This is a genomic window from Stenotrophomonas sp. YJH_SMC_94-11 (assembly GCF_059370435.1).
Window position 1 is genome coordinate 116,374 of sequence record NZ_JCAFTR010000007.1, and the last position, 24,530, is coordinate 140,903.

General features: G+C 67.3%; 25 protein-coding genes, 1 tRNA gene and 1 pseudogene. 13 read left to right on the plus strand and 14 right to left on the minus strand.

Annotated elements, in window-relative coordinates:
* Nucleotides 1-32: 32 nt before the first annotated feature.
* Together AC5P74_RS13535 and AC5P74_RS13540 are read right to left on the minus strand one after the other, a co-directional pair.
* The gene (locus tag AC5P74_RS13535) at nucleotides 33-470 is read right to left on the minus strand and encodes a DUF6691 family protein (protein ID WP_346607497.1); all 438 of its coding nucleotides are present in this window, start codon (nucleotides 468-470) and stop codon (nucleotides 33-35) included.
* Nucleotides 467-907 (minus strand): annotated as a pseudogene (locus tag AC5P74_RS13540) (YeeE/YedE family protein); the annotation flags it as partial. The gene AC5P74_RS13535 and the pseudogene AC5P74_RS13540, both read right to left, overlap by 4 nt.
* Before the next feature lie 83 nt (nucleotides 908-990).
* Here AC5P74_RS13540 and AC5P74_RS13545 point away from each other — a divergent pair.
* Nucleotides 991-1,311 (plus strand): ArsR/SmtB family transcription factor, encoded by a 321-nt coding sequence (locus tag AC5P74_RS13545; RefSeq protein ID WP_346607498.1) that lies wholly within the window; start codon nucleotides 991-993, stop codon nucleotides 1,309-1,311.
* Nucleotides 1,312-1,326: 15 nt separating this feature from the next.
* Here the strand turns inward: AC5P74_RS13545 and AC5P74_RS13550 are convergent, their stop codons facing one another.
* From AC5P74_RS13550 to AC5P74_RS13570, 5 genes are all read right to left on the minus strand, one after another.
* Nucleotides 1,327-1,755: a BLUF domain-containing protein gene (locus tag AC5P74_RS13550; RefSeq protein WP_005416313.1), complete on the minus strand. Its 429-nt coding sequence runs from the start codon at nucleotides 1,753-1,755 to the stop codon at nucleotides 1,327-1,329.
* A gap of 83 nt (nucleotides 1,756-1,838) precedes the next feature.
* Complete coding sequence (locus tag AC5P74_RS13555; protein WP_095377692.1) at nucleotides 1,839-2,972, minus strand: hybrid sensor histidine kinase/response regulator; 1,134 nt, start codon at nucleotides 2,970-2,972, stop codon at nucleotides 1,839-1,841.
* Nucleotides 2,969-3,544, minus strand: a complete 576-nt coding sequence (locus AC5P74_RS13560; RefSeq protein ID WP_049413816.1) for a chemotaxis protein CheB — start codon at nucleotides 3,542-3,544, stop codon at nucleotides 2,969-2,971. Before AC5P74_RS13560 ends, AC5P74_RS13555 begins: the two co-directional genes overlap by 4 nt.
* On the minus strand, nucleotides 3,544-4,368 hold the full coding sequence (locus tag AC5P74_RS13565; RefSeq protein ID WP_053499919.1) for a CheR family methyltransferase: 825 nt from the start codon (nucleotides 4,366-4,368) through the stop codon (nucleotides 3,544-3,546). Before AC5P74_RS13565 ends, AC5P74_RS13560 begins: the two co-directional genes overlap by 1 nt.
* Nucleotides 4,365-7,484 carry a response regulator gene (locus AC5P74_RS13570; RefSeq protein ID WP_206620090.1) on the minus strand — a complete coding sequence of 1,040 codons (3,120 nt, stop codon included), beginning with the start codon at nucleotides 7,482-7,484 and terminating at the stop codon, nucleotides 4,365-4,367. The genes AC5P74_RS13565 and AC5P74_RS13570 overlap by 4 nt, the downstream gene beginning before the upstream one ends.
* A gap of 151 nt (nucleotides 7,485-7,635) precedes the next feature.
* Here AC5P74_RS13570 and AC5P74_RS13575 point away from each other — a divergent pair, with 151 nt between their 5' ends.
* Nucleotides 7,636-8,799: a two-component system sensor histidine kinase NtrB gene (locus AC5P74_RS13575; RefSeq protein WP_428986915.1), complete on the plus strand. Its 1,164-nt coding sequence runs from the start codon at nucleotides 7,636-7,638 to the stop codon at nucleotides 8,797-8,799.
* On the plus strand, nucleotides 8,789-9,148 hold the full coding sequence (locus tag AC5P74_RS13580) for a response regulator (protein ID WP_069139920.1): 360 nt from the start codon (nucleotides 8,789-8,791) through the stop codon (nucleotides 9,146-9,148). The genes AC5P74_RS13575 and AC5P74_RS13580 overlap by 11 nt, the downstream gene beginning before the upstream one ends.
* A gap of 26 nt (nucleotides 9,149-9,174) precedes the next feature.
* Here the strand turns inward: AC5P74_RS13580 and AC5P74_RS13585 are convergent, their stop codons facing one another.
* Entirely contained in the window at nucleotides 9,175-9,639 is a 465-nt protein-coding gene (locus AC5P74_RS13585) for a GNAT family N-acetyltransferase (RefSeq protein ID WP_188241335.1), read from the minus strand.
* Nucleotides 9,640-9,717: 78 nt separating this feature from the next.
* Nucleotides 9,718-9,794, minus strand: a tRNA-Arg gene (locus AC5P74_RS13590).
* A gap of 183 nt (nucleotides 9,795-9,977) precedes the next feature.
* Between AC5P74_RS13590 and amaB the strand changes: the two genes are divergently transcribed.
* The 7 genes from amaB to AC5P74_RS13625 all read left to right on the plus strand — a co-directional run bounded on the left by amaB (nucleotide 9,978) and on the right by AC5P74_RS13625 (nucleotide 16,619).
* Nucleotides 9,978-11,510 carry an L-piperidine-6-carboxylate dehydrogenase gene (gene amaB / locus AC5P74_RS13595; protein WP_005416301.1) on the plus strand — a complete coding sequence of 511 codons (1,533 nt, stop codon included), beginning with the start codon at nucleotides 9,978-9,980 and terminating at the stop codon, nucleotides 11,508-11,510.
* Nucleotides 11,510-12,349, plus strand: coding sequence for an SDR family NAD(P)-dependent oxidoreductase (locus AC5P74_RS13600; RefSeq protein WP_346607500.1), 840 nt, complete (start codon nucleotides 11,510-11,512; stop codon nucleotides 12,347-12,349). Before amaB ends, AC5P74_RS13600 begins: the two co-directional genes overlap by 1 nt.
* A 159-nt stretch (nucleotides 12,350-12,508) precedes the next feature.
* The gene (locus AC5P74_RS13605) at nucleotides 12,509-12,793 is read left to right on the plus strand and encodes a DUF4190 domain-containing protein (RefSeq protein WP_053500019.1); all 285 of its coding nucleotides are present in this window, start codon (nucleotides 12,509-12,511) and stop codon (nucleotides 12,791-12,793) included.
* Nucleotides 12,794-12,797: 4 nt separating this feature from the next.
* Nucleotides 12,798-13,568, plus strand: coding sequence for a class I SAM-dependent methyltransferase (locus AC5P74_RS13610; protein WP_346607501.1), 771 nt, complete (start codon nucleotides 12,798-12,800; stop codon nucleotides 13,566-13,568).
* An 8-nt stretch (nucleotides 13,569-13,576) separates the two neighbouring features.
* Nucleotides 13,577-14,632, plus strand: a complete 1,056-nt coding sequence (locus AC5P74_RS13615; RefSeq protein WP_053500023.1) for a quinone-dependent dihydroorotate dehydrogenase — start codon at nucleotides 13,577-13,579, stop codon at nucleotides 14,630-14,632.
* Nucleotides 14,633-14,640: 8 nt separating this feature from the next.
* A complete protein-coding gene (murB, locus tag AC5P74_RS13620) occupies nucleotides 14,641-15,702 on the plus strand; it encodes a UDP-N-acetylmuramate dehydrogenase (protein WP_005416296.1) in 1,062 nt (353 codons plus the stop codon).
* A 29-nt stretch (nucleotides 15,703-15,731) separates the two neighbouring features.
* Complete coding sequence (locus tag AC5P74_RS13625) at nucleotides 15,732-16,619, plus strand: DMT family transporter (RefSeq protein WP_005416295.1); 888 nt, start codon at nucleotides 15,732-15,734, stop codon at nucleotides 16,617-16,619.
* Between the two features lie 118 nt (nucleotides 16,620-16,737).
* Here the strand turns inward: AC5P74_RS13625 and AC5P74_RS13630 are convergent, their stop codons facing one another.
* The 3 genes from AC5P74_RS13630 to AC5P74_RS13640 all read right to left on the minus strand — a co-directional run bounded on the left by AC5P74_RS13630 (nucleotide 16,738) and on the right by AC5P74_RS13640 (nucleotide 19,463).
* Entirely contained in the window at nucleotides 16,738-17,742 is a 1,005-nt protein-coding gene (locus tag AC5P74_RS13630; protein ID WP_346607502.1) for a phosphotransferase, read from the minus strand.
* 99 nt (nucleotides 17,743-17,841) lie between these two features.
* Nucleotides 17,842-18,876, minus strand: a complete 1,035-nt coding sequence (locus AC5P74_RS13635) for a heparan-alpha-glucosaminide N-acetyltransferase domain-containing protein (RefSeq protein WP_346607503.1) — start codon at nucleotides 18,874-18,876, stop codon at nucleotides 17,842-17,844.
* The gene (locus AC5P74_RS13640; RefSeq protein WP_053500042.1) at nucleotides 18,873-19,463 is read right to left on the minus strand and encodes a TetR/AcrR family transcriptional regulator; all 591 of its coding nucleotides are present in this window, start codon (nucleotides 19,461-19,463) and stop codon (nucleotides 18,873-18,875) included. Before AC5P74_RS13640 ends, AC5P74_RS13635 begins: the two co-directional genes overlap by 4 nt.
* 145 nt (nucleotides 19,464-19,608) lie before the next feature.
* Here AC5P74_RS13640 and AC5P74_RS13645 point away from each other — a divergent pair, with 145 nt between their 5' ends.
* Nucleotides 19,609-20,034 carry a DoxX family protein gene (locus AC5P74_RS13645; protein ID WP_005416291.1) on the plus strand — a complete coding sequence of 142 codons (426 nt, stop codon included), beginning with the start codon at nucleotides 19,609-19,611 and terminating at the stop codon, nucleotides 20,032-20,034.
* Here AC5P74_RS13645 and AC5P74_RS13650 read toward each other — a convergent pair.
* The gene (locus AC5P74_RS13650) at nucleotides 20,007-20,810 is read right to left on the minus strand and encodes an APH(3')-II family aminoglycoside O-phosphotransferase (RefSeq protein WP_053500030.1); all 804 of its coding nucleotides are present in this window, start codon (nucleotides 20,808-20,810) and stop codon (nucleotides 20,007-20,009) included. The genes AC5P74_RS13645 and AC5P74_RS13650 overlap by 28 nt on opposite strands.
* A 278-nt stretch (nucleotides 20,811-21,088) precedes the next feature.
* Here AC5P74_RS13650 and AC5P74_RS13655 point away from each other — a divergent pair, with 278 nt between their 5' ends.
* Complete coding sequence (locus tag AC5P74_RS13655; RefSeq protein WP_070489328.1) at nucleotides 21,089-21,805, plus strand: SDR family NAD(P)-dependent oxidoreductase; 717 nt, start codon at nucleotides 21,089-21,091, stop codon at nucleotides 21,803-21,805.
* A gap of 96 nt (nucleotides 21,806-21,901) precedes the next feature.
* Nucleotides 21,902-23,848: an EAL domain-containing protein gene (locus AC5P74_RS13660; RefSeq protein WP_346607505.1), complete on the plus strand. Its 1,947-nt coding sequence runs from the start codon at nucleotides 21,902-21,904 to the stop codon at nucleotides 23,846-23,848.
* Here AC5P74_RS13660 and AC5P74_RS13665 read toward each other — a convergent pair.
* Nucleotides 23,845-24,456 carry a TetR/AcrR family transcriptional regulator gene (locus AC5P74_RS13665; RefSeq protein WP_053500036.1) on the minus strand — a complete coding sequence of 204 codons (612 nt, stop codon included), beginning with the start codon at nucleotides 24,454-24,456 and terminating at the stop codon, nucleotides 23,845-23,847. The genes AC5P74_RS13660 and AC5P74_RS13665 overlap by 4 nt on opposite strands.
* Nucleotides 24,457-24,530 lie beyond the last annotated feature (74 nt).

Here is a 24,530-nt window from a genome sequence, read left to right on the forward strand (position 1 = left end):
CCTTTCCCCGTGATCCGTGGATATGACCCGATTCAGGGTGACACAGCGGTGAAGCCCCGGCGAACCAGCCGATCGTGCAGCCAGAAACCTGCGAGCATGGCCGGCACGAACCAAAGCGCTTCGCGCGATCCCACCGCCAGCCCGGCGATGGCAGGGCCCGGGCAATAGCCTGCCCAACCCCAACCCATTCCGAACAATGCCGCGCCCAGCACCAGGCGTACATCGACACCGCGCGCAGCGGGCAGTTGGAAGCGCGTTGCGCATGACGGCCGCGGGCGCCGCAGCACCCAGCGCTGGCCGACCGCGCTGACCAGCAGTGCCGAGGCCAGCACCCAGGCCAAGGTGGGATCGAAATCGCCGGCGATGTCGAGGAAACCGAGGATGCGGCGCGGATCGGTCATGCCGGCCAGCGCCAGGCCCGCGCCGAACAGCGCCCCTGCCGCGCCGGCGGCGGCCATCACGCGGTTCATGCGAAGCCCCCGCCATGACGGATCAGGAATGTAGTCAGCATTGCGCAGGCCATGAATACCAGCACCGCCAGCAGCGACCGCATTGAGCCGCGGGCCATGCCGCACACTCCATGACCACTGGTGCAACCGTTGCCCAACCGCGTACCGAATCCGACCAGCAGGCCGGCGCCAACCAGCTGCCACGCCGGCAAGGCGTCACGCAACAGGTCGCGGGGCGCTTGATCTGGCACGGCCTGCCAGCACAGCACACCCCCTGCAGCGGCAAGCAGGCCGAGCAGGAATGCCCAGCGCCAGCCTCGATCGCCGGGCGTTGCGCGCACGCTGCCAGCGGAGATGCCGCTGATGCCGGCTACCCGGCCCGTGGTTGCCAGCAAGACCACCGCCGCCGCACCGATCAACGCGCCCCCCGCGACGGCGGCCCACGGCACGGTCATGACCTGCCTCCAGTTGTCCCGTTCATTCGCTTGCCTTTTGAATTAGCTTTTTCTAAATTAGCGTCCTCTAAAGCAAAAGGTCAACCATGGCCCGAATCGAGCTCGACAGTGCCGCGATGGCCGAGCATGCCGCCCAGGCCGCGGCGCTGCTCAAAAGCCTGGCCAATCCTGCACGGCTGCGCGTGCTGTGCCGGCTGGTCGAAGGCGAGGCGCCAGTACCGGAACTGCAGGCACTGACCGGGCTCAGCGCATCAGCGCTGTCCCAGCATCTGGCGGTGCTGCGCGGACTTGGCATCGTCTCGACCCGGCGCGAAGCGCAGTCGATCCACTACCGGGTAGTGGAAGGGCCGGCGCTGGGCGTATTGCAGGCGTTGCACGCGGCGTACTGCGGAAGTGCCGCGCGCTGAACCTTCCACGCAGGTTCAACCTGCGTGCAGCACCGGTTGCACGACCTGATCGAGCAGATCCACCGGGGTCGGCGCCGACAGGTCACCATGCAACGCGCGGGTGAAACCTGACCAGTCGCTGGAAGACAGTTGCCGCAGCAGCGCTTCCTCCACCGGCAACGCGCGCATCGACCAGTACGGAAACTGGCGCTGGCCAAGGCGGCCACGCGCCAGTTCGATGATGTCGATATGGCTACCGGCCTGCAGGATCCGTTCGTACACCGAATCGATACCATCCGGCGGCCCTTCGATGTACTGCAGGAATCGCCCGCCGTCATGCAGCAGCACACCGGTCACGCCCGCCATCTTGTTGAAACGGGCTGCATCGTCGACTAGCGCCCGCAGCCGTTCAGCGGAAAGATCCGGCAGCGCCTGGCTGACGTAGGCGATGGCACGCAGTGGCATGGCGCTTCCTTGACAAGATGTACACCCACGGTAGCAGCTGCGGACGAGTCCGTCTCAGTGCCCGCAGGTGTTCCCTGAAGAATTCAGGTAGCGGCCGCCGGCAGCCCCTCTGTGCGCCTCGGCAACCGGGCTTCGAACACCACCTGACCGGCTTCATTGCGCGCTGCGATGTGCCCGCCGTGTGCGCGCACGAACTGATCGACGATATACAGGCCCAACCCCAGGCCATTGCTGGGATGGAAGCTGGCCTTGAACGGCTCGAACAGGCGCGGCAGCAGCGCGTCGTCGATCCGTCCCGCGTTGCTCACCCGCAGCAGCACGCTGCGCGGATCACGGCCGTCCACCTCCACCCTCGCCTCACTGCCATGGGTGAGCGCATTGCCGATCAGGTTGGCGGCAACCTGTCCCAGCCGATCCAGATCACCCTGCAGGCGGGTATCGCCCAGCATATCCAGATGCACCCGTGCGTGGCCGTGGGCGCTGCCCGCTTCGGCCACCACCGCACGCGTGACCTCGGCAAGATCACAGGCGCTGGCCTGCAGGCGCAGCCCGCCGCTGCGGATCCGCGAAAAGTCCAGCAGCTGCTCAACCATGCGCGCCATGCGCAGCGTGCTGGCTTCCAGGTGCTTCAGGGTCTGCTGCGCGCCGTCATTGCCCGCAGGAAGCTCCAGCGCCAGCTTGTCGGCACACAGCAGGATCGCCGACAGCGGCGTGCGCAGATCATGGGTGAGCACCGCCGCCATCGTCTCGTTGAGCTTGAGCGAGCGCTCCAGCGCCTCGTTGCGCGCCTTCAGCAGCTGCCGCTGCTGGTACAGCTCGATGAAGACATTGACCTTGCTCAGGATCACCTGCGGCGCCACCGGCTTGTGCAGGAAGTCGACCGCGCCGGTTTCGTAGCCCTTGAACGCGCGCAGCGGGTCGTCCGGCGAAGCGGTCAGGAAGATGATCGGCACATCCCGGCTGCGGTGTGATCCGCGCATCAGCTCGGCCAGGGTGAAGCCATCGATCTCCGGCATGTGCACGTCCAGCAGGGCCAGCGCCACCTCATGCTCGAGCAGCAGTTCCAGCGCCTGCGCGCCCGAGCCCGCCAGCAGCAGGTTCACGCCTTCGCGCTGCAGCAGCGCCTGCATGGCCACCAGGTTCTGCGGCACGTCATCGACGATCAGCAGGTTGACCGGGGTCTGCGACTGCGCAGGGTCCGGTGGCAGCAGGTTCATGCAAACAACTCCTTCAGGCGACGGCACATCAGTTCGAGGGGCAGCACGGCATCGGCGCCGGCGTGCTGCAGGGCGGAGGCCGGCATCATCGATGCCTCGGCCTCCTCGGGACATTGCAGCCAGGCGCGGCCACCGGCGGCGCGCACCGCGGCCACCCCTTCACTACCATCGCTGCTGGCACCGGTCAGCAGCAGGGCCAGCACCTGCGCGCCGAACACGGCCGCAGCCGACTCGAACAATGGATCGATGGCCGGGCGCGAAAACAGCACCGGCGCGTCCACCGACAACGCCAGCGAACCGGCGTCTTCCACCAGCAGGTGATAGTCCGGTGGCGCAAAGGTCACCGTGCCTGGCTGCAGCGGCTGCTTGTCTTCGGCCTCGCGCACCGGCAGCGCGCAGTACGGCGCCAGCACTTCGGCGATGCGGCTGCTGCGGTCGCGCGGAAGGTGCAGCACGGCCAGCACCGGCGCCGGTAGAGCCGCGGGCAGCGCGCCGAGCACCGCCTGCAGCGCCGCAACCCCACCCGCCGAGGCCCCGATCACCAGCACGGCCGGTCGTGTCGGCAGTGCCATCAGGCAACCTTCCGGTACAGGCGATGCTCCCGCGAGCAGGTCTCGAACGCGCCGTGGTGGCGCCCGAACTGCAGCGACTCCTTGCTGCCCAGACCAAGGAAGCCGCGATGCACCAGCGCTTCACGGAACAGGCCCACCGCGCGGTCCTGCAGATCGCGGTTGAAATAGATCAGAACATTGCGGCACGACACCAGATGCACCTCGGAGAACACGGTGTCGGTGGCCAGGCTGTGGTCGGCGAACACCACGTTGCGGCGCAGCTGGCGATCGAACACCGCGCCATCGTAGGCCGTGGCGTAGTAGTCGGACAGCGAGGCGCTGCCACCGGCCGCCAGGTAGTTCCGGCTGAACTGGGCCATCCGGTCGATGCCATAGGCGCCGGCCTCGGCGGTGGCCAGGGCTGCCGGATTGATGTCGGTGGCGTAGACGATGCTGCGCTCCAGCAGGCCTTCCTCGTGCAACAGGATCGCCAGCGACCACACTTCCTCGCCGGTACTGCAACCGGCCACCCACAGCTTCACCGAGGGATAGGTGCGCAGCACCGGCACCACCTGCTCGCGCAGCTCCCGGAAATAGGCCGGGTCACGGAACATCTCCGAGACCTGCACGGTGAAGAACTGCATCGCCTGCGCGAACAGGTCCGGCTCGTGCAGCAGGCGGTGCTGCAGGTCGGCCAGCCGCTCGCACTCGTAGCGCTGCATGGCCTGGCGGATCCGCCGCCGCAGCGACGATACCGCATAACTGCGGAAATCGTAGTGGTAGCGCTGGTAAAGCGCTTCCAGCAGCACCTTCAGCTCCAGGTCGAACAGGGCCTGCTCGTTCATTGCCGCGAGCACCAGACCCGGCACAGCGAGACCAGCTTGTCGACGTCGATGGGTTTGGCGATGTAGTCGTTGGCGCCGGCCTGCAGGCAGCGCTCACGGTCGTCCGGCATGGCCTTGGCGGTCAGCGCGATGATCGGCAGGTCCTGCAGGTGGCGCTGCGCGCGGATTTCGCGCATCGCAGCAAGGCCATCCTTCTCCGGCATCATGATGTCCATCAGCACCAGGTCGACCTCGCGCTCGGCCAGCCGATCCACCGCTTCCTGGCCATTGCGCGCGATCTCCAGCGTGACGCCGAGGGGTTCGAGCACGCTGGACAGTGCGAAGATGTTGCGCACGTCGTCCTCGGCCAGCAGCACCGTCCGACCGTCGAGCACGGTGTCGCGACGGCGGGCCTCGCGCAGCAGGCGCTGCTGGTCGCTGGGCAGGCTGGCCTCCACGCTGTGCAGGAACAGGGTCACCTCGTCCAGCAGGCGCTCGGGCGAACGCGCGCCCTTGATGATGATGCTCTTGGAATAGCGGCGCAGTCGCTGCTCTTCCTCGCGACTGAGCGCGCGGCCGGTATAGACGATCACCGGCGGGAAACCGACATCGTCGTTGCCGGCCATGTGCTCGAGCAGGTCGTAGCCGCTGCCGTCGGGCAGCGACAGGTCCATCACCATGCAGTCGAACGTGACCGTACTGAGCTGTTCCAGTGCGCTGGCCAGGGTGCCTACAGCGACGATCTGCAGCTGGTCGCGGCCCAGCAACAGTTCCAGGTTGTGGCGCAGCTCGTTGTCGTCTTCCACGATCAGCAGCCGCCGCATGTCGCGCTGGCTGGTCTGTTCCAGCTGTTCGATCGCCGTCACCAGCCGCTCGCGCGTGGTCGGCTTGATCGCGAAACCGATCGCGCCCAGCTCGCGCGCCACCTGGCTGCGGTCCGTGGCCGAGACCACATGCACCGGGATGTGGCGGGTGTCCGGGTTGCGCTTCAGGCGTTCCAGCACGCTCAGGCCCGACACGTCCGGCAGGCCGATATCGAGCAGGATGCCGTTCGGGCGCAGTTCACTGGCCAGGGCCAGCGCCTCTTCCGCCGTGCCCGCTACCACGCAGTCGAAGTCCAGTTCATGGGCCAGCGCCACCAGTGCTTCGGCGAACGTGGCATCGTCCTCGACCGCCAGGATCAGGCGCCCGGCGCGCTGGCGGCGACCGCGGTCGTCGGCTACGCCGGCCATCGCAGTAACCGGCGCTGCCGCGGTCGCAGCGCGTACGGGCGCGGCCGGCAGCACGGCCGGCAGCACGGCCGGCGCCGTCGGCGGCGCTGCCACGGGGACCTCGGCAGCGTCGGCTGCGCTCGCCGCAGGCGCACCCTGCAACGGCAGCTCCAGGATGAAGCAGCTGCCGCGCCCGGGCTCACTGTCAACCTGGATGCCGCCGCCCATGCGCTCGGCCAGATCGCGCGAGATCGACAGGCCCAGGCCGGTACCGCCGTAGCGACGGCGGGTGCTGCCATCGGCCTGGCGGAACGCTTCGAAGATGACATCCAGCTGCTCGCGGGCAATGCCGATGCCGGTGTCACAGACCTCGAACCGGATGCGGCCGTTGCCGCCGGCACGCACGTGCAGGCTGACCTTGCCATGCTCGGTGAACTTCACCGCGTTGGCCAGCAGGTTCTTCAGGATCTGCTGCAGCCGCTGGCTGTCAACCACCATCTGGGTCGGTGCCAGGGCGTCGGCTTCGATCTGCAGGGCCAGGCCCTTCTGCCGCGCCATCGGCTCGAAGGTCTCGCGCAGGCGCTGCAGCGCGCTCTCGACCACCACCACTTCATCGGACAGTTCGACATGGCCGGCCTCGATGCGCGACAGGTCGAGGATGTCGTTGATCAGCGCCAGCAGGTCGTTGTTGGACGACAGGATCGCTCGCGCGTACTTCACCTGTTCCTCGGTCAGCGTGCCGTCCTTGTTGTCGGCCAGCAGCTTGGCCAGGATCAGCGAGCTGTTCAGCGGCGTGCGCAGCTCATGCGACATGTTGGCCAGGAACTCGGACTTGTAACGCGAGGTCGCCGCCAGCTCGTTGCTGTTGCGCACCAGCTGGCTCTGCGCAACCAGCAGTGCCTGCTTCTGCGCCTCCAGCTCGTGGGTGCGCTCTTCCAGCTGCACGTTGCTCTGTTCCAGCTCAGCCTGCTGTTCTTCCAGGTGGCTCTGCGACTGCAACAGGCTGCGGCTCTGCTCTTCCAGTTCCTCGTTGGCCACGCGCAGCTCTTCCTGCTGGGCCTGCAGCTCCTCGCCCTGGCGCTGCGACTCTTCCAGCAGAACCACCAGCTGCGCACGCAGCAGCGATGCGCGCAGTGCCATGCCGATGGTGTCGGCGCAGCGCTCCAGCAGCTCGCGATCCAGGTCACGCTGTTCACCCGCCCGCGCGCGGCCCAGCTCGATGACACCGACCACCGCACCATCGCTGCTGATCGGCGCCAGGATGCGCTCGCGCACCGGCAGCCGGCCCAGGCTGGTCTGCAGTTCGAGCACGGCAGCATCTTCGCCGTGCAGGTGGCGGATGCGTTCGTCCCGGGCAACCTGCCCGGCCAGTCCTTCGTGCAGGGCCAGCGAGGCCGGCGTCCCAGAGGGCAGCGCCACGCCACCGGTCAGCTGCAGCCGGCCGCCGTCCAGGCGATAGACCGCACCGACCTCTGCATCCAGCTGCCCGGCCAGGCTTACTGCTGCCGCCTCGGCGATCTGCTCCGGCCCGAGGTCACCGCGCAGGCTCATCGCCACCGCGTTCTCGGCCTCCTGCAGCCAGAGCGCGCGCATCGCCTGGCGCCGGGCCTGGATCGCGCGCGAGACGATCAGTGCGATCATCAGGAAGGCGCAGCCACCGACGGTACGGTTGACAAGCGAGAACGACGAATTGTTGCTGGCTGGCGCAACGTTGAAGCCGATCACCAGCAGGACACAGGCGATCACCGCGACCACGAACGGCGCGCGTGCACTGCGCTGGAACACCGTCACGCCGACCGCGAGGAAGTAGGCCAGCCATACCGCGTAGCCGAGCGGGACGACCAGTTCCAACGCGATGGTCGCGGCCAGCAGCACGGCGGACGTCATCCAGATCCAGCGGTCACGCGTAGTCGCACCAGGACGCATGCAGGTCGGTTCCAGAGGGCAAAGGGTGGAAGATGGTACTCCGTGTCGCATTCAGCCGCACAGGACAAATGGCACGTGTCAGGTGTGCACGCATCCTTCACACTTGAATGCCTAGCTTCACGTCCCTCACAGGGGTAACACTTATTTACACGTGGACGCAGCCGCTTCTACGACGTCCGTGCTGACGGACCCTTCCCGACAACTGCGACTGCTGATCGACAGCGTGCGCGACCATGCGCTGTACCTGCTTGATCCTGAAGGCATCGTGTGCAGCTGGAACCCGGGCGCCGAACGTATCAAAGGCTATTCAGCCGATGAAGTGGTGGGAACGCACTTCAGCCGCTTCTACCTGGCCGCCGACCGCGAGGCCGGTGAACCGCAGCGCCTGCTTCGCGTCGCAGCGCAGCAGGGTCATGCCGCCAGTGAGGGCTGGCGCGTTCGCCGCGATGGCTCGTTGTTCCGCGCCAGCGTGGTCATCGAACCGGTCGTGGAAGCCGGCGAACTGCTCGGCTTCGTCAAGATCACCCGTGACATCACCGAGCAGTGGCAGGCGCAGCGGCTGCTGCGCGATGCCCAGCGTGCGCTGCGCAATACGCAGCAGTTCGAGACGGTCGGCCGGCTCAGTCGCGGCCTCTCACATGAGTTCAACAACCTGCTGACCACCATCGGCAACGCCCTTGACCTGCTGTCGCTGCGTGTCAGCAGTGACGATGCACGCGCAGCCGAGCTGCTGGATGCCGCGCAGGCAGCCACCGACCGCGGCGCGCTGCTGACCCGCCAGCTGCTGGCCTTCAGCACCGGCCAGACCCTGATCCGGGAATCGGTGGACATCAATGCGCTGGTACGGCAGTGGCTGCCGGACCTGCAACGCGCCTGCCCGCTCACGGTGGTACTGGAAGCCCATCTCACCCCGGGCCTGCCGCTGGTGAGCACCGATGCGATGCAGCTCCAGACCGCCCTGGCGAACCTGGTGGCCAATGCCGTGGAGGCCACCGCCGATGGCGGCCGCATCCTGATCGGCACCGCGTTGGAACATCGCCTCGACCCGGATGCGGACACCACGCTGCAACGCGGCTATGTCACCCTCAGCGTCTGCGACGAAGGCCACGGCATGGCCGCCGACATCGCCGAGCGGGCCAGCGAGCCCTTCTTCACCACCAAGGACATCGGCAAGGGCAGCGGCCTGGGCCTGAGCCAGGTGTTCGGATTCACTACCCAGAGCGGCGGCTTCGTCGACGTGTCCACCACGCCCGGTGTCGGCACCACGGTCAGCCTGCTGCTACCCGCAACCGAGGAATTTACCCATGACCGATGACCCGATCCGCGTACTGATGGTGGAGGACCAGAACGATCTGCGCGAGATGATCGGCATGGCCCTGCGCGATTTCGGCATCGAGGTGTCCACCACGGCCGACGGGCATGAAGCCGCTGCGTTGCTGAAGGGCGACGCACGCTTCGACGTGGTGTTCAGCGATGTCAGCATGCCCAACGGCATGTCCGGCATCGAACTCAGCGAGCACGTCGCGCGTGAGCAGCCGCATGCACGCATGATCCTGTCCTCCGGCTATGCGCGTTCGCAGCTGCCGCCGCTTCCGGAGCAGGTGGAGTTCCTGCCCAAGCCCTATCGCCTGCGCCAGCTGGTTGAACTGCTCAGGCAGGACTGAAGGCGTACCGGCCTGCGTGACCATGCTCAGCGCCGGGCCCGCTGCATGAACAGCAGCGCCGGCGTGGATGCAGTGTTCACCGGCTCGAAGCCGAAGGACCGGTACAACGCAACTGCGGCGGCATTGTCCCGATAGACCCGCAAGGTCAGCCGTTCAACGGCATCAGACTGGAACGCCTGCTCGATCAGCGCCTGCACCAACCCACGCCCGAGACCGCGGCCCCGCGCCTGCGGGGCAACCAGCAGACGGCCCAGATGCATCGTACCCGGCTGTGTGCGCCAGGCCTGGCCGAAACCCACGCGCATGCCGTTTTCTGCCAGCAGCAGCCATCCTGGGCGTTCGCGCAGCTGCAATACCTGCTCGAACTGCTCGGGTCGCAGTGGATAGGGCACGCCCGGTCCAGCCCAGCGCAGCGTGCCTGCGGCCGAATCCAGCCACCCGGCGATGAGCGCGTAGTCGTGGGGTTGCACGGGCTGCAGGCGGTGGTCCATGGCGGCCGGATCGCGAGGTGAGGCGCCAGCATATCCGAGTGGCCTCGCGGGCAGCGCGCGGACGTGGCGCCGCGCACATGGTGACCCCGGCCCGATTCGAACGGGCGACCTTCCCCTTAGGAGGGGGACGCTCTATCCAGCTGAGCTACGGGGCCATGCAGCCGGGAAGTTTACAGGCAACGTGCCCTGCCCTCCAAGCATTCATGTTCCACCCGGTTCCCCTGGCGCGTTGCACCATGGCCGGTCGGGGCGCTCTGCTACCATCGGCGATTCAGTTCATCGCGTCCCCCACCTGCCCGCGATGGCACCAAACAACGTAACGAAACACAGGAGTCTGCATGTCTTCCGAGCTGCTCAAGTCCCTTGGCCTGGACGCGATCAACGCTGGCACGTACCTGGGCAACGGGGAGTGGTCGAGCGCGACCAGCGGTGAGCTGATCACCCCGGTCAACCCGACCACCGGCGAGCCGATCGCGCAGGTCCGCGCCACCACCGAGGCCGAGTACGAGACCGTCGTCGCCCGCGCCCAGGAAGCCTTCAAGGTCTGGCGTACCACGCCGGCGCCGCGCCGAGGTGAAGCCGTGCGCCTGTGCGGTGAAGCACTGCGCAGGCACAAGGACGCCCTGGGTTCGCTGGTTGCCCTGGAAATGGGCAAGAGCAAGCCGGAAGGCGATGGCGAGGTGCAGGAGATGATCGACATCGCCGATTTCGCCGTGGGCCAGAGCCGCATGCTGTACGGCTACACCATGCATTCCGAGCGCCCCGGCCACCGCATGTACGAGCAGTACCACCCGCTGGGCCTGGTCGGCATCATCTCGGCCTTCAACTTCCCGGTCGCGGTGTGGAGCTGGAACTCGTTCCTGGCGGCGATCTGTGGCGACGTGTGCATCTGGAAGCCGTCCAACAAGACGCCGCTGACCGCCATCGCCTCGCTGAAGATCTGCAACGATGCCCTGCGCGAAGCGGGCTTCCCGGACATCTTCTTCCTGATCAACGATGCCGGCACCGCGCTGTCGGAAAAGATGGTCGATGACCGCCGCGTGCCGCTGATCAGCTTCACCGGCTCGACCCAGGTCGGCCGCACCGTCAACGAGAAGGTCGCACGCCGCCTCGGCCGCTGCCTGCTGGAGCTCGGCGGCAACAACGCGATCATCCTGGACGAAACCGCCGACCTCAAGCTGGCCGTGCCGGGCATCGTGTTCGGCGCCGTCGGCACCGCCGGCCAGCGTTGCACCACCACCCGCCGCCTGATCGTGCACCGCTCGATCTACGCCGACGTGCTGGCCACCCTGGTCAAGGCCTACAAGCAGGTGGAAGGCAAGATCGGCGATCCGACCGATGCCGCCAACCTGATGGGCCCGCTGAACAGCGAAGGCGCCGTGCAGCAGTTCCTCGATGCCATTGCCCAGGCCAAGGCGGCCGGCGGCACCATCGAGACCGGCGGCACCCGCATCGACCGCGCCGGCAACTTCGTGCTGCCTGCAATCGTCACGGGCCTGAAGAACAGCGACGCCGTGGTCCAGCACGAGACCTTCGCACCGATCCTGTACGTGATGCCGTACGACACCCTCGACGAAGCCATCGACATGCAGAACGGCGTGCCGCAGGGCCTGTCGTCCTCGATCTTCACCCAGAACCTGAAGACCGCCGAGAAGTTCCTGTCGGCCGCCGGCAGCGACTGCGGCATCGCCAACATCAACATCGGCACGTCCGGTGCGGAGATCGGCGGCGCCTTCGGTGGCGAGAAGGACACCGGCGGTGGCCGCGAGTCCGGTTCGGATGCCTGGAAGGTCTACATGCGCCGCCAGACCAACACCATCAACTATTCGGATTCGCTGCCGCTGGCGCAGGGCATCAAGTTCGACCTGTGATGGCAAGCGACGCAGACACGTCTGTGGGTCAGAGCCCCTCCGGGGATCTGACCCATGCCCAGGGTCGGATCCCCGCAGGGGCTCCGATCCTCGATTTCAGCGGCCGCCGCGTGCTCATTGCCGGCGGCAGCAAAGGCATTGGTCGTGAAATGGCACTGGCCTTTGCGGGTGCCGGTGCGCAGGTCTCGGTCTGCGCGCGCGGCCAGGCCGGCCTGGAGGCCCTGTGCGCCGATGCACAGGCGCAGGGCACGCCATTGCATGCGTTTTCCACCGATCTGGCCGATCCCGGCCAGATCCAGGCCTGGCTGCAGGCCGCCGCCGATGCCCTCGGCGGCATCGATGTGCTGGTCAACAATGCCACTGGCTACGGCATGGCCGACAATGAAGAGGGCTGGGCTGCGAGCCTGCAGATCGACCTGATGGCGGCGGTGCGTGCCTCGCGCCTGGCCCTGCCCTGGCTGCGCGCATCCAGCGATGCCTGCATCCTCAATCTGTCGTCGATTGCCGCGCAGCAGCCGCGCCCCGGTGGCGCGCCCTACGCCGCTGCCAAGGCCGCGCTTTCGCACTACACCACCTCGCAGGCGCTGGCGCTGGCCAAGGACCGGATCCGGGTCAACGCCATCGCACCGGGCTCGATCGAGTTCGATGACGGGCTCTGGGACCGTCGCCGCATCGAGGATCCAGCGCTGTACCACGGCACCCTGGCGAAGATCCCGTTCGGTCGCTTTGGCCACGCGCGTGAGATCGCCGACGCCGCCCTGTTCCTGTGCTCGCCACTGGCGCGCTGGATTACCGGCAGCGTGCTCAACGTGGATGGCGGCCAGGTGTTGATGGGCTGATAGGCGCCTGGTAGCTGCCAACCTTGGTTGGCATGCCGTTCGTCGACCAAGGTCGACGGCTACCGTAGCGGCCAACCCTGGTCGGCGCGTCCGCAACCGCTGCCCATGGGATTGCCCGGGCAGAGGCACTATCATGTGCACACTGCCAAGGAGGACCCGATGAGCGTGGCACCCCGACAGACAAGCGCCCTGGCCGTGGTCAGCCTGGTCATGGGCATCGCCAGCTGGACCGTCCTGCCCTTCGTGGCCAGCATCGTCGCCATCATCACCGGCCACATGGCCCGCGCCGAGATCCGCCGCCGCCCGCATGAACTGGAAGGCGACGGCCTGGCCGTTACCGGCCTGGTGCTGGGCTGGGTCATGGTCGGCGCCGTGCTTGCCGCCATCCTGGTCTTCATCGTGTTCTTCGGCGGCCTGGCATGGCTGGCGGCGGTGTCGAACTGACGCCATGACCGCCTCCGACAGCACTGAACGCTTCAGCAACCGCGTCGCCGACTACGTCCGCTACCGGCCCGACTACCCGCCCGCACTGCTGGACTGGCTGCACGGCCCGATGGGCGTCAGCCACCAGGCCCGTGTCGCCGACATCGGCGCCGGCACCGGCATCTCCAGCCGCCCGTTTCTCGCCAGCGGTCATCCGCTGGTGGCGGTCGAGCCCAACGCTGCGATGCGCGCCGCCGCCGAACAGTGGCTGGCACCGCAGTATCCGGACTTTTCCGCTGTCGATGGCCGCGCCGAGGCCACCGGCCTGGGGGACGCCAGCATCGATCTGGTCAGCGTCGCGCAGGCCTTTCACTGGTTCGACACCGTGGCGGTGCGCGCCGAGTGGCAGCGCATCCTGCGCCCCGGTGGCCAGGCACTGATCTACTGGAATTCGCGCCTGCTCGATGCCAGCCCGTTCCTGATCGGCTACGAACAGTTGCTGCTGGACTACGGCACCGACTACACCGCTGTGGCCGAGCGCTACCAGGACGATGCCACCATGCAGGCCTGGTTCGGCCCCGGCCTGCGCGGCAGGGTAGAGCTGCCAAACGTGCAGTATCTGGACTTCGACGCCTTGCGCGGGCGCCTGCTGTCCTCCTCCTATGCACCCCAATCCGGTCATCCCCGCCACGCGGCGATGATCGACGCTCTGCATGACCTGTTCGCCGCCCATGCGGTGGACGGCCAGGTCGCTTTTGAATATCGAACCCGAGCCTTCCTCGGCACGCTGGACTGAACCGACGCATGTATTCGCTTGCCCGCCCCTTCCTGTTCTCGCTCGACGCCGAGCGCGCCCACGGCCTCGGCCTGTCCGCACTGGACCTGGCCTATCGCACCGGCACCACGCCGCTGCTGGCCGCACGCATCGCGCCGATGCCCAGCACGGTGTTCGGGCTGACCTTCCCCAATCCGGTCGGCCTGGCCGCCGGCCTGGACAAGAACGGCGAGCACATCGATGCACTTTTCGCGCTCGGCTTCGGCTTCGTCGAAATCGGCACCATCACCCCGCGCCCGCAGGCCGGCAATCCGCAACCGCGCCTGTTCCGCCTGCCGGAACACAACGCCATCATCAACCGCATGGGCTTCAACAATGCGGGCGTGGATGCGCTGGTGCGCAACGTCGAGCGCGCGCGCAACCGCCGCGGCCTGCTCGGCATCAACATCGGCAAGAACAAGGACACCCCCAACGAACAGGCCGTGGACGATTACATTGCCTGCCTGGACAAGGTGTACCCGCTGGCCGATTACATCACCGTCAACATCTCCTCGCCCAACACCGCAGGCCTGCGTGAGCTGCAGGAAGAGACCGCGCTGCGCCAGCTGGTCAGCCAGCTGCGCGACCGCCAGGAAGACCTTGCTGCCCGGCACGGCCGACGCGTGCCGATGCTGGTGAAGGTGGCGCCGGACCTCAGCGAACGCGATATCGACGCCGCCGCCCGCGTGCTGGGCGAACTGCAGGTGGACGGCGTGATCGCCACCAACACCACCATCGACCACAGCAGGGTGGCCGGCGATCCGCTGGCCAATGAGGCTGGCGGCCTGTCCGGTGCACCGGTGCTGGAGCAGTCCACGCTGGTGCTGCGCCGCCTGCGTTCGCGCCTGCCCGAATCGGTGCCGCTGATCGGCGTCGGCGGCATCCTGTCCGGCGCCGATGCCGTGGCCAAGATGGCCGCAGGCGCGGCACTGGTGCAGTGTTACAGCGGCCTGATCTTCCGTGGACCGGCGCTGGTTTCCGAATGCGTGGAGGCGATCCGTCGCCGCCGTGAAGCGCCAAGCCGCGGCGCGGTGGCCCCGCTGTGAGCGCGCCCATGGATACCATCGACGGCAACGCCCCGCTGCGCTGGACGCTCACCCGCAATGCGCCGCTGCAGGCGCTGAATACCTTCCATGTGCAGGCCAGCGCCGCGCAGCTGCTGGAACTGCACGATGCCGCGCTGCTGCCGGACGTGCTGGCATTGCCTGAGGTGGCCAGCGGCCCGCTGCTGGTGCTGGGCAGCGGCAGCAACGTTCTGATCGCCGAGGACCTGCCCGGCACCGTGCTGGTGTTCGGCAACCGTGACATCAGTTTCCTTGAACACCGCGCCGACCATGCGGTGATCCGTGCCGGTGCCGGCGTGCCATGGCATGGCCTGGTGATGTGGTCGCTGCAGGAAGGCCTGTCTGGCCTCGAAAACCTGGCCCTGATTCCCGGCACGGCCGGTGCCGCGCCGATCCAGAACATCGGTGCCTATGGCGCGCAGGTTGGCGAGTTCATCCAGGCGGTCGAAGCGTGGGACTGCCAGGAGCAGGCCTGGGTGCGGCTGGACAACGAACAGTGTGGCTTCGCCTACCGCGACAGCGTGTTCAAGCAGCAACCCGATCGCTACCTGATCACCGCCATCGAACTGAAGCTGCCACTGCTGCACGATCTGCGCATGGACTACGCCGGCATCCGCGAGGAGCTGCAGGCACAGGGCGTGGAGCTGCCGAGCGCAGTGGACGTGGCCAATGCCGTGATCGCGATCCGCCGCCGCAAGCTGCCCGACCCGGATGTACTGGGCAACGCCGGCAGCTTCTTCAAGAACCCGGTGCTGCCGCTGGAACAGGTCGACGTGCTGCTGCAGCACTTCCCCGACCTGCCGGTGTTCCCGGCCGAGCAGGATGACAAGCGCAAGGTCTCGGCGGCATGGATGATCGAGTCCTGCGGCTGGAAGGGCTTCCGCGAAGGTGATGCCGGCGTGGCGCCAAGCCACGCGCTGGTGCTGGTCAACCACGGCAATGCCAGCGGCGCTGAACTGCTGGCGCTGGCGCGCCGCATTTCGGCCTCGGTGCTGGAGAAGTTCGGTGTGCCGATCGAACCGGAGCCCCGCCTGCTCGGCGCACAGTGGTGAACACCCCCGCCCTTTCCCCAAGCGCCCCGATGCGGGCGGCGCTGCTGATGCTTGGCAGCACGATGGCATTCGGCCTGATGGCGGTCGCGATCCGCTACGCCACCCGGTACGTGCCAACCCAGGAAGTGGCGTTCTTCCGCAATGCCTTCGGCCTGCTGGCGTTGCTGCCGATGCTGCTGCGGCCGGGCCGTGCTCCGCTGAAGACGCAGCAGCTGCCGCGCTATTTCGTGCGCAGTGCGATCGGCCTCGGCTCGATGCTGTGCGCGTTCTGGGCGCTGGGCCACCTGCCGTTGGCGCAGGCGGTGTCGCTGTCGTACTCCACGCCACTGTTCGTCACGATTGCCGCCGTGCTGTGGCTGGGTGAAACCGTGCGCGTGCGCCGCTGGGCCGCGGTCGTGGTCGGCTTCATCGGTGTGCTGGTGATCGTGCGACCCGGTACCGCCGGCTTCACCGCGGGCAGCCTGGTCGCCGTGGCCGCCGCGGTGCTCAGTTCGCTGGTGGCGATCCAGATCAAGCAGCTCACCCGCGTCGACAGCGCCGATACCGTGGTGCTCTACACCTACGTGTTCTGGGTGCCGCTGTCGCTGGTTCCGGCGCTGTTCGTCTGGGTCTGGCCCAGCGGCATGGCCTGGCTGTGGCTGCTGGCCACCGGCGTGCTCGGCACCATCGGCCAGCTGTTGTGGACGCGGGCGCTGCGCCTGGGTGAAGTCTCGGCGCTGACCCCGATCAGCTTCCTGCAGCTGCCGCTGGTGACGCTGTTCGGCTGGCTGCTGTTCAACGAAAGCGTGGACCGCTGGACGATCATCGGCGCCGGCATCATCCTCGCCGCCAACGCCTACATTGCCCACCGCGAGGCCGTGCTGTCGCGCCGCGCCGCCAGCGCAGCCGCCTCATCAGCGGCGAAGCCCGCCGAGTAGATCCGCGCCACGCGTGGATGACGCTGCACTCCTCTGTAGAGCCGAGCCTACGCTCGGCTGCTCTTCGCGCCTCCACCGTTGACTGAGCGCGCAGGGTTCATCCACGCATGGCGTGGATCTACAGCGCGCGATACACCCGCTCGGCCGCGTCGAACACATTGCCCGGTGCGAACTGTTCGCTGAGGAAATGCAGCGACTGCCGGCGCAGCTGCGGCGACCGGTCCTCTCCATCGCTGCCCAGCAGGACCTGCTGGAACTCGATCAGGTCCTGCAGGATGCGCCAGTGACGGTACCAGGCAATCCAGCGAGGGTCGCCGCGGTCGCTGCCATAGCCTTCCTCGAATCCCAACGGGTTCTCGCGGCCCCAGCGCCCGCCGACAGCGCCACCGATGAACATCAGGTCGCGCTCGCGCGGTGCCAGCGACAGGCCATCCCAGTCGATCAGATGCAGGCCGCCGTCATTGCCCATCAGCAGATTGCCGGCATGAAGGTCGGTGTGGCACAGGTGCAGCCGCACCGGCACATCCTGCAACGCCGCGTGCAGCTGCAGTGCCTGCGCGTGCAGCGCCGCGATGCGCGCGTGCTGCTGGTCCCAGACGGAAACGAAGGCACGGCCCAGCCCATCCTTGGCAGCCGCCAGGCCTTCGCCGGCCAGCCATTGCCCGACGGTATCAAGCGCTGTGGTTTCCATCCGCAGGCTAGGCAGCGCCTCCTGCAGCTCCGGTGGCGGGCACGCGTCGTGCAGGCGCCGCAGCACTTCGCCCAACCGTTGCCATTGCGCGCGGCTCAACGCCGCCTCGAAGCCGGACTGGCCCTCCACATACGGGAACAGGGTGAACTGCAGGCCCCAGCGCTGCACCGATGCCCCACCGGTCAGGGCCGGCCAGGGCGCAACGATCTCCTCGATACCCAGCGTGCCGCGCAGCCAATGCAGGGTGTCCCAGACGGCAGGGGCCACCTGGTAACTGCGGCATTTCAACCACCACTGCCCGCGCCGTGCATCGATGCGATACACGCTGGCGTTGGCATCGGCGCCAACCGGGCGTGGCACCACGGCGGTCGCGGTGATGCCATAGGATTGCTGGAGGACTTCGCCGAGATGCTGCGCCGAAGCGGATGACATGGATGCAAGCGGAAAGTGTTATCTGCGACAACTATCGCAGATGTGCCCGCCACGACACAGACATGTCCGTCACAACATCGTGCCTGCGCGACCAACGTGCTAGCCGGCGGCGCGACGCATCACCGCTTCCAATGGCCCCCGCGTGAACCGCCACGACCACAGCCACGCTGCGCCCGTGGCCAGCATCAGGAACAACAGCGCCCACAGCAGCACGGTCGGTAGCGACGCGCTGCCATCGAGCAGCCCCAACCATTCCAGCGTACCCATGCCCAGCAGGATGTGGCCGACGTAGAGGGTCAGGGTCATTCGCCCTGCTGCAGTCAGCGGTTCCAGCCAATCCCCCGGATAACGGCGGCTGATCCAGAGGCACGCGGCAATCGCACTGCAGGCTGCGCCCGCACCGGTCAACACGTAGGCCGGTCCCGGCGGCATCGGCTGCGTTCCCAGCCACGGCTGCCAGGGCGTTCCCTGTGCAAGGTGCTGCACGGCCTGGCCTGCGCCGATCAGCAGCAGGCCCACCAGCAGCAAGGAACGCTGCACCCGCGGTTGTGACAACGGCAGGCGCGCCAGCAGCATGCCCAGCAGGAAGAAGCACATCCAGGGCAGCAAGGGATGGAAGCCGTTGAACAGCAGGTTGCGCGCGGCACCCGGCCACTGCCAGAGACCGGCATACTCCAGCGTCTGCCAGTTCCAGCCCTGGCTGTAATTCCAGTGCAGCAGTGCCCAGAACGACCCGGCCGCCAGGCCGGCGATGCTGGCCAGCAGCACCCGTGACGACGCACGCAGCCACAGCACCGCCAGCGCGAAATACACCGCGTAGTAGTGCAGGATGTCGGCCGGGAACAGGGTCAGGTTGAGCAGGCCCAGCACCAGCAGGAACAGCGCGCGCCGCCAGGTCTGCGCGCCGGCCGGCATCCAGCCAAGGCGCTGTGTGGCCAGTACCAGGCCAAGTCCGGCCAGGGTGACGAAGGTCGCAGAGGCCTTGCCTTCCAGCAGATGGAAGAAGCCGGCCAGCCAACCCTGACCCTCTGCCGGCACGGCCATCGCCAGGCGGAAATTGACCAGCACCATGCCTGCCAGCGCCAGATACCGTGCCAGATCGAGGCCGTGCAATCGCCGCTCAACCGCGCTCATGCGCGTGCACCGAGCAGCAGCGCGAGCAGGCCAGGGTCCAGCGGAGCCTCATCGGTGCCACCGGCTTCGCCCAGCCCGCGACGCAGCGCATCGCTTTCGATGGCATCCAGCAGCACCTGCGCCTGCAGTGCCGGGGCCAGCACGGGACGCCGACGTTCACGCTGTGCCACCTGATGCAGCGCTTCGGCCAGCACAGCCTGCAACTGCCTGCGATTGGCCGCAAATGCCTCGGCCACGGCCCGATTGCGTGCGCTCTCGGCCAGCACTTCGACGGCAAGCGTCGCCCATTCCGGATGGCTGCACAGCGTGTGGAAGTCCTGCAGGAACGCCAGCACCTGCGTGCGATCACCGTCGGCCACGGCCAGCCGCTGCAGCAACGGCGCCAATTCCTCGCTCTCGGCCACGGCCACTGCAAGGATGATCGCTTCCTTGCCAGGGAAGTGGTTGTAGAGATTGCCCAAGCTGACGTCGGCCGCCTGCGCGATGTCACGCATGCTGGTCTGGTGGAATCCCTTGGCGAGGAAGCACTGCAGGGCGGCCTGCAGGATCTGCGCGTTGCGTTGCGCGTTGCGGTCGGCTCGGTTCATGGCGCCAATAATGAACGAACGTTCGTCCACATGGAAGATGGCAACCCGGCCAACCAGCGAGTTCCGTTCAGCCGGCCCTTGACCTCAACTGCGGTTGAGGCCCGATGCTGCGCGGCCCGTTCCAAGCCCAACCCGGAGAGACTTCATGCCGCGGATGATCACCGCCCTGCTCGACAGCCGCGTGCTGTGGTTCCTGGCCCGACTGCTGCTGGCCGTGGTGTTCCTGTCATCGGGTCTGGCCAAGCTGCTGGCGTGGGACAACAGCGTGGCCGAAATGCAGGCGGCCGGGCTGCAACCGCCTGTGCTGTTCAACCTCGCCAGCGCCGTGGTGCTGCTGGGTGGCTCACTGTGCCTGCTACTTGATCGCCTGCTCTGGCTGGGCAGCGGCGCGCTGGCGGTGTTCATGCTGCTGACCATCGCCATCGTGCATGCCTTCTGGACCAAGCACGGCGCGGAACAGCAGCTGGCCCTGTTCTTCGCACTGGAACACCTGAGCGTGATCGGTGGGCTGATCTGCGCGGCCATCGCCAGCCGCGCGCGGGCTCAGAAGAACTCGTCGAGCAGCCGGTAGAACGCCAACCGGCGCTCGTCGGCTACAGCGCCGTAGCGTTGGAACAACGGCGTGACCCAACGCGTATCACCGAAGTTGTGGACCAGGCTGCGCGCGGCCAGCGCCAGGTCCTGGTAACGGTCGGCCACGCCCAGCCGCCCACAGTCGATGAAACCGCTGAAACGCCCCTCGGCCACCATCAGATTCGGAAGGCAGGCATCGCCATGACTGACCACCAGATCTTCATGATCGGGACGGGTGCTGCACAGTTGGGCGAAGACCTGCTGTGGACTCTGTCCCAGGCGTTCGTCATCGAAGTCATCGGCGTCCACGCGCCCCGCCTCGACCCGTGCCTGCGCGGCCGGCAGGCGCGAGGCCAGCCGCTGATCGAACGGACAGGCTGCTACCGGCAACGCATGCAGCCCGCGCAGCGCGTCGGCCAGTATCTCCACCCGTTGCTGCGGCGCGAGTTCCGGCGACGAAGCCAGATCGCGGCCAGGCAGCGCGCTCATCAGCAACCAGTGCCGGCCCGCTTCTTCGGCCGTGGCAATCACCGTTGGCGCCGGTTGTCCCTGTGCCTGGAGCCAGCGCAGGCGTGCGATCTCATCGCCCAGCTCACTGAAGGCATCGATCAGTTCCGACTTGAGGAAGGCGTCGGGTCTACCTGGCCGCAGCACGCGGGCAACGTCGGCCCGCGAAACACCCATCGACTGCCGCTCGATGCGCGCGCCGGCCAACGCTTTCTGCCACGCCAACGGCAGCGGCATGCCATCCGTGGTGGCGTTGTGCTCGTCCATGCCAGGAGATTCCTGTTGCCGGTGACCCTACGCATTCTCGCTCATCCTGGCGCACATCGCCCCCCGTGCGGGAGGCAGCCTGAGCGAGCTGACCGGGCCGTCGGCGGCCACTGCGTCCCAGCGCCTGCAGCAGCGACGGCTGCTGCCACGGTACCGGTGCCAGTTCGACGACACGGCCTCGACCCTTACCGCCGAACGCGGCGGCCTGCGCGCGTTCGCCAAGTGGAGCACCGTTCTGGCAGCCGATCGTGGCTGCCGCAGTACAACGAGGAAGCAACATGAAATTGATGGTCATCGGCGCCAGCAAGGGCCTGGGACGCGCGTTCGTGGAAGGCCTCTGTGCCGCGGGTGACACTGTGATTGGTGTCTCGCGCAACCGCCCGTGCGGCATCGCCTGCGCTGACGGCGTCACCCTGCAATGGATCGAAGCAGACCTGTCCCGGCCGACCGTGGCTGCCGACCACATCGCAGCGCAGGCACCGGCCGATATCGATGTGCTGATCCACAACCTGGGTATCTGGGAAGACAAGGCCTTCAGCGACGAGTACGCCTTCCTCGATGAAAGCGATGCTGCACTCACGAAGCTGGTCGACGTCAACATCACCGCGACCCTTTTACTGCTGCAACGCCTGCTGCCCCGCGTACTGGGCGCAGCGCGCCCGCAGCTGGTGCTGACCGGTTCGACCTCGGCCCTGCCTCGCAGTGGCCGCCCGGAAGTGGCGTTCGGCGCCTCGAAGTTCGCCCTCAACGGCATCGCCGATGCGCTGCGCGAAGGCTTCCGCGATCGCCGGCTGGCGGTGACCAGCCTGCAGTTGGGCTACCTCAACACCGACGACGCCTTGTCGGTGCCGGTGGCCGAGGCCGCAGCGCGCGGCGACGGTGAGCAGGTGCCGGTCCACGATGTCGTGGCCATGGTAAGCGCCCTGTTGCAGCTGTCATCCTCCGGCTTCGTGCGCGAACTGGTGCTGCCCGCCATCGCCGACCCGCGCTACTGACCTTGCCGGCCGCCGCAGAGCACGCTCAGTGGCCGCGCGCGCGGTCGTGGTTTACCCTGCTCGTCACTGGCCGTCGGTCACAGGCGGGAACCTGCTATGGATGCGCTTTCACGGGTCTCGACCCAGGTCCTGGACAGCGCCCTGCCCAGCCTGCCGCTGTATCTGCTGCAGGCCACGGCAGTGATCGGCATGATCGGCGTGCTGCTGATCGCCACCCGTCGCGCCGGGCACGCCATTGAAGGCCGTCGCCTGTATGTCGGCGTAGCGCTGGGCCTGATCTACCTGTTCAATTCCTGGTTCGTGGCCCGTTATTCCCAGGGTGTGGTCAAGCTGCACCTCGGCTTCGACATCCTGCTGGTCAGTGGCCTGCTGGGCGGATGGCGCGGGGGCTTGGCCTGCCTGACCGCCGCCCTGCTGGCCCGCTACCAGTTCGTCGGTATCCCGTTCTTCCTGCCTGCCAGCCTTGAGGCCGTGTTGCAGATGGTGGCCGGCGTCTGGCTGCGCAGGCACCTGCACCCGCGCATGCTCAACGAGCTCTCGCCGCGCATGATCCTGCAGGCCTGGGGCGTGCGTATCGGGGTAACCGCTCTGGGTTTGGCGCTGGGTGTGGCGATCATTGGCGCCGATCAACTGCCGGTGGCCGAGCTGGCGATCCAGCGCGTGCTGGCACTGCCGGTCTCGCTGCTCGTGCTCGGCGCTGTGTTCGCGCTGGTCTACAACGATGCCCAGATCGATGCGCAACGCCAGCGCGAACAGGCCTGGCTCCGCATCGATCCGATCAGCGGGCTGCCCAACATGCGTGCGCTCGGTGAACGCCTGCAACAGTACTGGCGGGATAACGACGGCACCGGCAAGGCCTGCCTGATCGTGGCCGAGATGGGCAACCTGCGCGATCTGCGCCTGCGCTACGGGCCGTTGCAGGACAACGGCCTGTGGCAGCGCGACAGCACCGGGGAGGTGCATCGGTTGCTGCCCTCGCTGTCGGCTGCGCAGCTGGAGATCTACCAGTTCGGTGATGCCGCGCTGGCGATCCTGGTGCGCGGCCTGACCTTGTCCACACTGCGCACGCAACCGCAGATCACCGAGCTGGCCAGCAACCTGGCCGATGGGGTCGGCCGCGATTGGCCGGGCTTCCGGCCGCTGTTCCGCTGTGCAGTGGTTGAATTGAAGCCCCCTGCTGATGCCGACGAAGGACATCTTCCGTTCCGCGCCATCACCGTGGCACTGAGCGCGATCGAGTCGGGCGTGGTGTTCTTCGATGACCCGATCCAGCGCGACAGCGAGATCGACGCCCTGATCGAGGCTGCGCTTGAGCACTGGCTGCAGCAGGGCAATGCGCCGCTGTGCTACCAGCCCAAGCATCGTCTGCAGGACCGCCAACTGGTCGGCGCCGAAGCACTGCTGCGCATGCGCGACGGGGAAGGCCGGCCGATTGCCCCGATGCGGGTGATCTCGCTGCTGCGCCGGCAGGGGCGGCTGGCAGACCTGGAATGGGCCACGCTGCGGTCGGCGGTGCACTTCCTGCAGCACTGCCGGCGGGACGGCGCGGCGCTGACCATTGCAGTCAATGTTTCAGCCGAATCGCTGCGCCTGCCCGACTTCGGCCTGCGCCTGCAGGAGCTGCTGCAGCTGCATGACATCCCCGGTGCGATGCTGCGCCTGGAGATCGTCGAATGGACCGAAATCGTCGAGCGCGACGTGGTCGATGCCAACATCGCACAGCTTCTGGCAGCCGGGGTCACCCTGTCGCTGGATGATTTCGGCGCCGGCTATTCAACCCTGATCCTGCTTTCGCAGCTGGCCATCGCCGAGGTCAAGATCGAGCAGGCACTGATCGCCACGCTGTCCGACGCCAAGTCACAGTCGATCGTTCGCTTCATCGTCGAGGTCGCGCACCGCTGCGGCGCGATCGTGGTGGCCGAGGGTACCGAGACCCTCGCCCAGGAACAGAAGCTGCGCGCACTCGGGGTGGATGTCGGCCAGGGCTACCTGTACTCGGCGGCACTGCCGGCCGACGAGTTCCGTCGCTTCGCAGCCAGCTAGACCGCGTAGAACCCCAGGAACATCGCCACCGCCGATTCGGACACGCGCGCACGTTCCTGCGCGGTCAACGGTGGCTGCCCCATCGTGACCTGCGGCCAGAACGCGAAGCTCTTCACCAGCCCATGCAACTGGTGGCCGGCAAAGTCCGGATCCACCTCGCGCAGACGGCCATCGGCAATTGCTGCGCGGATCCAGGCACTCTCGCCACTTTCCTTCTCGCCCATGCGGCAGACGATGGCCTGCGCGCGCTCCGGTGAATGGATGATCTCGGCCATCGCGACCCGCGCCAGATCGATGAAATTCCCATCGCTGAGCAGGTCCAGCTTCTGGCCCAGCAACTGCAGCAATTGCGTCTGCAGCGGCTGGTCGGCGCGGTATGGCAGTGCGTCGCTGGCCACGCTGCGTTCCCACAGCTCCTCCAGGATCATCGAGAACAGCGCTTCCTTGCTCGGGAAATGGTTGTAGACGGTGCGCTTGGAGACCCCCGCCGCCTCGGCGATGCGGTCCATGCTGGTCGCCTCGTAGCCCGATGCACGGAACTCCTCCACCGCCGCGCGCACGATGGCGTCACGTTTGCGGTCGGTCAGGCGTTGCGGGGGGCGGGACATGGCGGGAACCGGATAACTGAACGGATGCCTCTATTTTACACTCGACAGTGTACTTTTGAAAAACACGAAACTAC

What these genes read in the sequence shown, in the direction of transcription:
- AC5P74_RS13535 (WP_346607497.1), bottom strand. Translation starts at nt 470, where the DNA reads ATGAACCGCGTGATGGCCGCCGCCGGCGCGGCAGGGGCGCTGTTCGGC.
- AC5P74_RS13545 (WP_346607498.1), top strand. Translation starts at nt 991, where the DNA reads ATGGCCCGAATCGAGCTCGACAGTGCCGCGATGGCCGAGCATGCCGCC.
- AC5P74_RS13550 (WP_005416313.1), bottom strand. Translation starts at nt 1,755, where the DNA reads ATGCCACTGCGTGCCATCGCCTACGTCAGCCAGGCGCTGCCGGATCTT.
- AC5P74_RS13555 (WP_095377692.1), bottom strand. Translation starts at nt 2,972, where the DNA reads ATGAACCTGCTGCCACCGGACCCTGCGCAGTCGCAGACCCCGGTCAAC.
- AC5P74_RS13560 (WP_049413816.1), bottom strand. Translation starts at nt 3,544, where the DNA reads ATGGCACTGCCGACACGACCGGCCGTGCTGGTGATCGGGGCCTCGGCG.
- AC5P74_RS13565 (WP_053499919.1), bottom strand. Translation starts at nt 4,368, where the DNA reads ATGAACGAGCAGGCCCTGTTCGACCTGGAGCTGAAGGTGCTGCTGGAA.
- AC5P74_RS13570 (WP_206620090.1), bottom strand. Translation starts at nt 7,484, where the DNA reads ATGCGTCCTGGTGCGACTACGCGTGACCGCTGGATCTGGATGACGTCC.
- AC5P74_RS13580 (WP_069139920.1), top strand. Translation starts at nt 8,789, where the DNA reads ATGACCGATGACCCGATCCGCGTACTGATGGTGGAGGACCAGAACGAT.
- AC5P74_RS13585 (WP_188241335.1), bottom strand. Translation starts at nt 9,639, where the DNA reads ATGGACCACCGCCTGCAGCCCGTGCAACCCCACGACTACGCGCTCATC.
- amaB (WP_005416301.1), top strand. Translation starts at nt 9,978, where the DNA reads ATGTCTTCCGAGCTGCTCAAGTCCCTTGGCCTGGACGCGATCAACGCT.
- AC5P74_RS13600 (WP_346607500.1), top strand. Translation starts at nt 11,510, where the DNA reads ATGGCAAGCGACGCAGACACGTCTGTGGGTCAGAGCCCCTCCGGGGAT.
- AC5P74_RS13605 (WP_053500019.1), top strand. Translation starts at nt 12,509, where the DNA reads ATGAGCGTGGCACCCCGACAGACAAGCGCCCTGGCCGTGGTCAGCCTG.
- AC5P74_RS13610 (WP_346607501.1), top strand. Translation starts at nt 12,798, where the DNA reads ATGACCGCCTCCGACAGCACTGAACGCTTCAGCAACCGCGTCGCCGAC.
- AC5P74_RS13615 (WP_053500023.1), top strand. Translation starts at nt 13,577, where the DNA reads ATGTATTCGCTTGCCCGCCCCTTCCTGTTCTCGCTCGACGCCGAGCGC.
- murB (WP_005416296.1), top strand. Translation starts at nt 14,641, where the DNA reads ATGGATACCATCGACGGCAACGCCCCGCTGCGCTGGACGCTCACCCGC.
- AC5P74_RS13625 (WP_005416295.1), top strand. Translation starts at nt 15,732, where the DNA reads ATGCGGGCGGCGCTGCTGATGCTTGGCAGCACGATGGCATTCGGCCTG.
- AC5P74_RS13630 (WP_346607502.1), bottom strand. Translation starts at nt 17,742, where the DNA reads ATGTCATCCGCTTCGGCGCAGCATCTCGGCGAAGTCCTCCAGCAATCC.
- AC5P74_RS13635 (WP_346607503.1), bottom strand. Translation starts at nt 18,876, where the DNA reads ATGAGCGCGGTTGAGCGGCGATTGCACGGCCTCGATCTGGCACGGTAT.
- AC5P74_RS13640 (WP_053500042.1), bottom strand. Translation starts at nt 19,463, where the DNA reads ATGAACCGAGCCGACCGCAACGCGCAACGCAACGCGCAGATCCTGCAG.
- AC5P74_RS13645 (WP_005416291.1), top strand. Translation starts at nt 19,609, where the DNA reads ATGCCGCGGATGATCACCGCCCTGCTCGACAGCCGCGTGCTGTGGTTC.
- AC5P74_RS13650 (WP_053500030.1), bottom strand. Translation starts at nt 20,810, where the DNA reads ATGGACGAGCACAACGCCACCACGGATGGCATGCCGCTGCCGTTGGCG.
- AC5P74_RS13655 (WP_070489328.1), top strand. Translation starts at nt 21,089, where the DNA reads ATGAAATTGATGGTCATCGGCGCCAGCAAGGGCCTGGGACGCGCGTTC.
- AC5P74_RS13660 (WP_346607505.1), top strand. Translation starts at nt 21,902, where the DNA reads ATGGATGCGCTTTCACGGGTCTCGACCCAGGTCCTGGACAGCGCCCTG.
- AC5P74_RS13665 (WP_053500036.1), bottom strand. Translation starts at nt 24,456, where the DNA reads ATGTCCCGCCCCCCGCAACGCCTGACCGACCGCAAACGTGACGCCATC.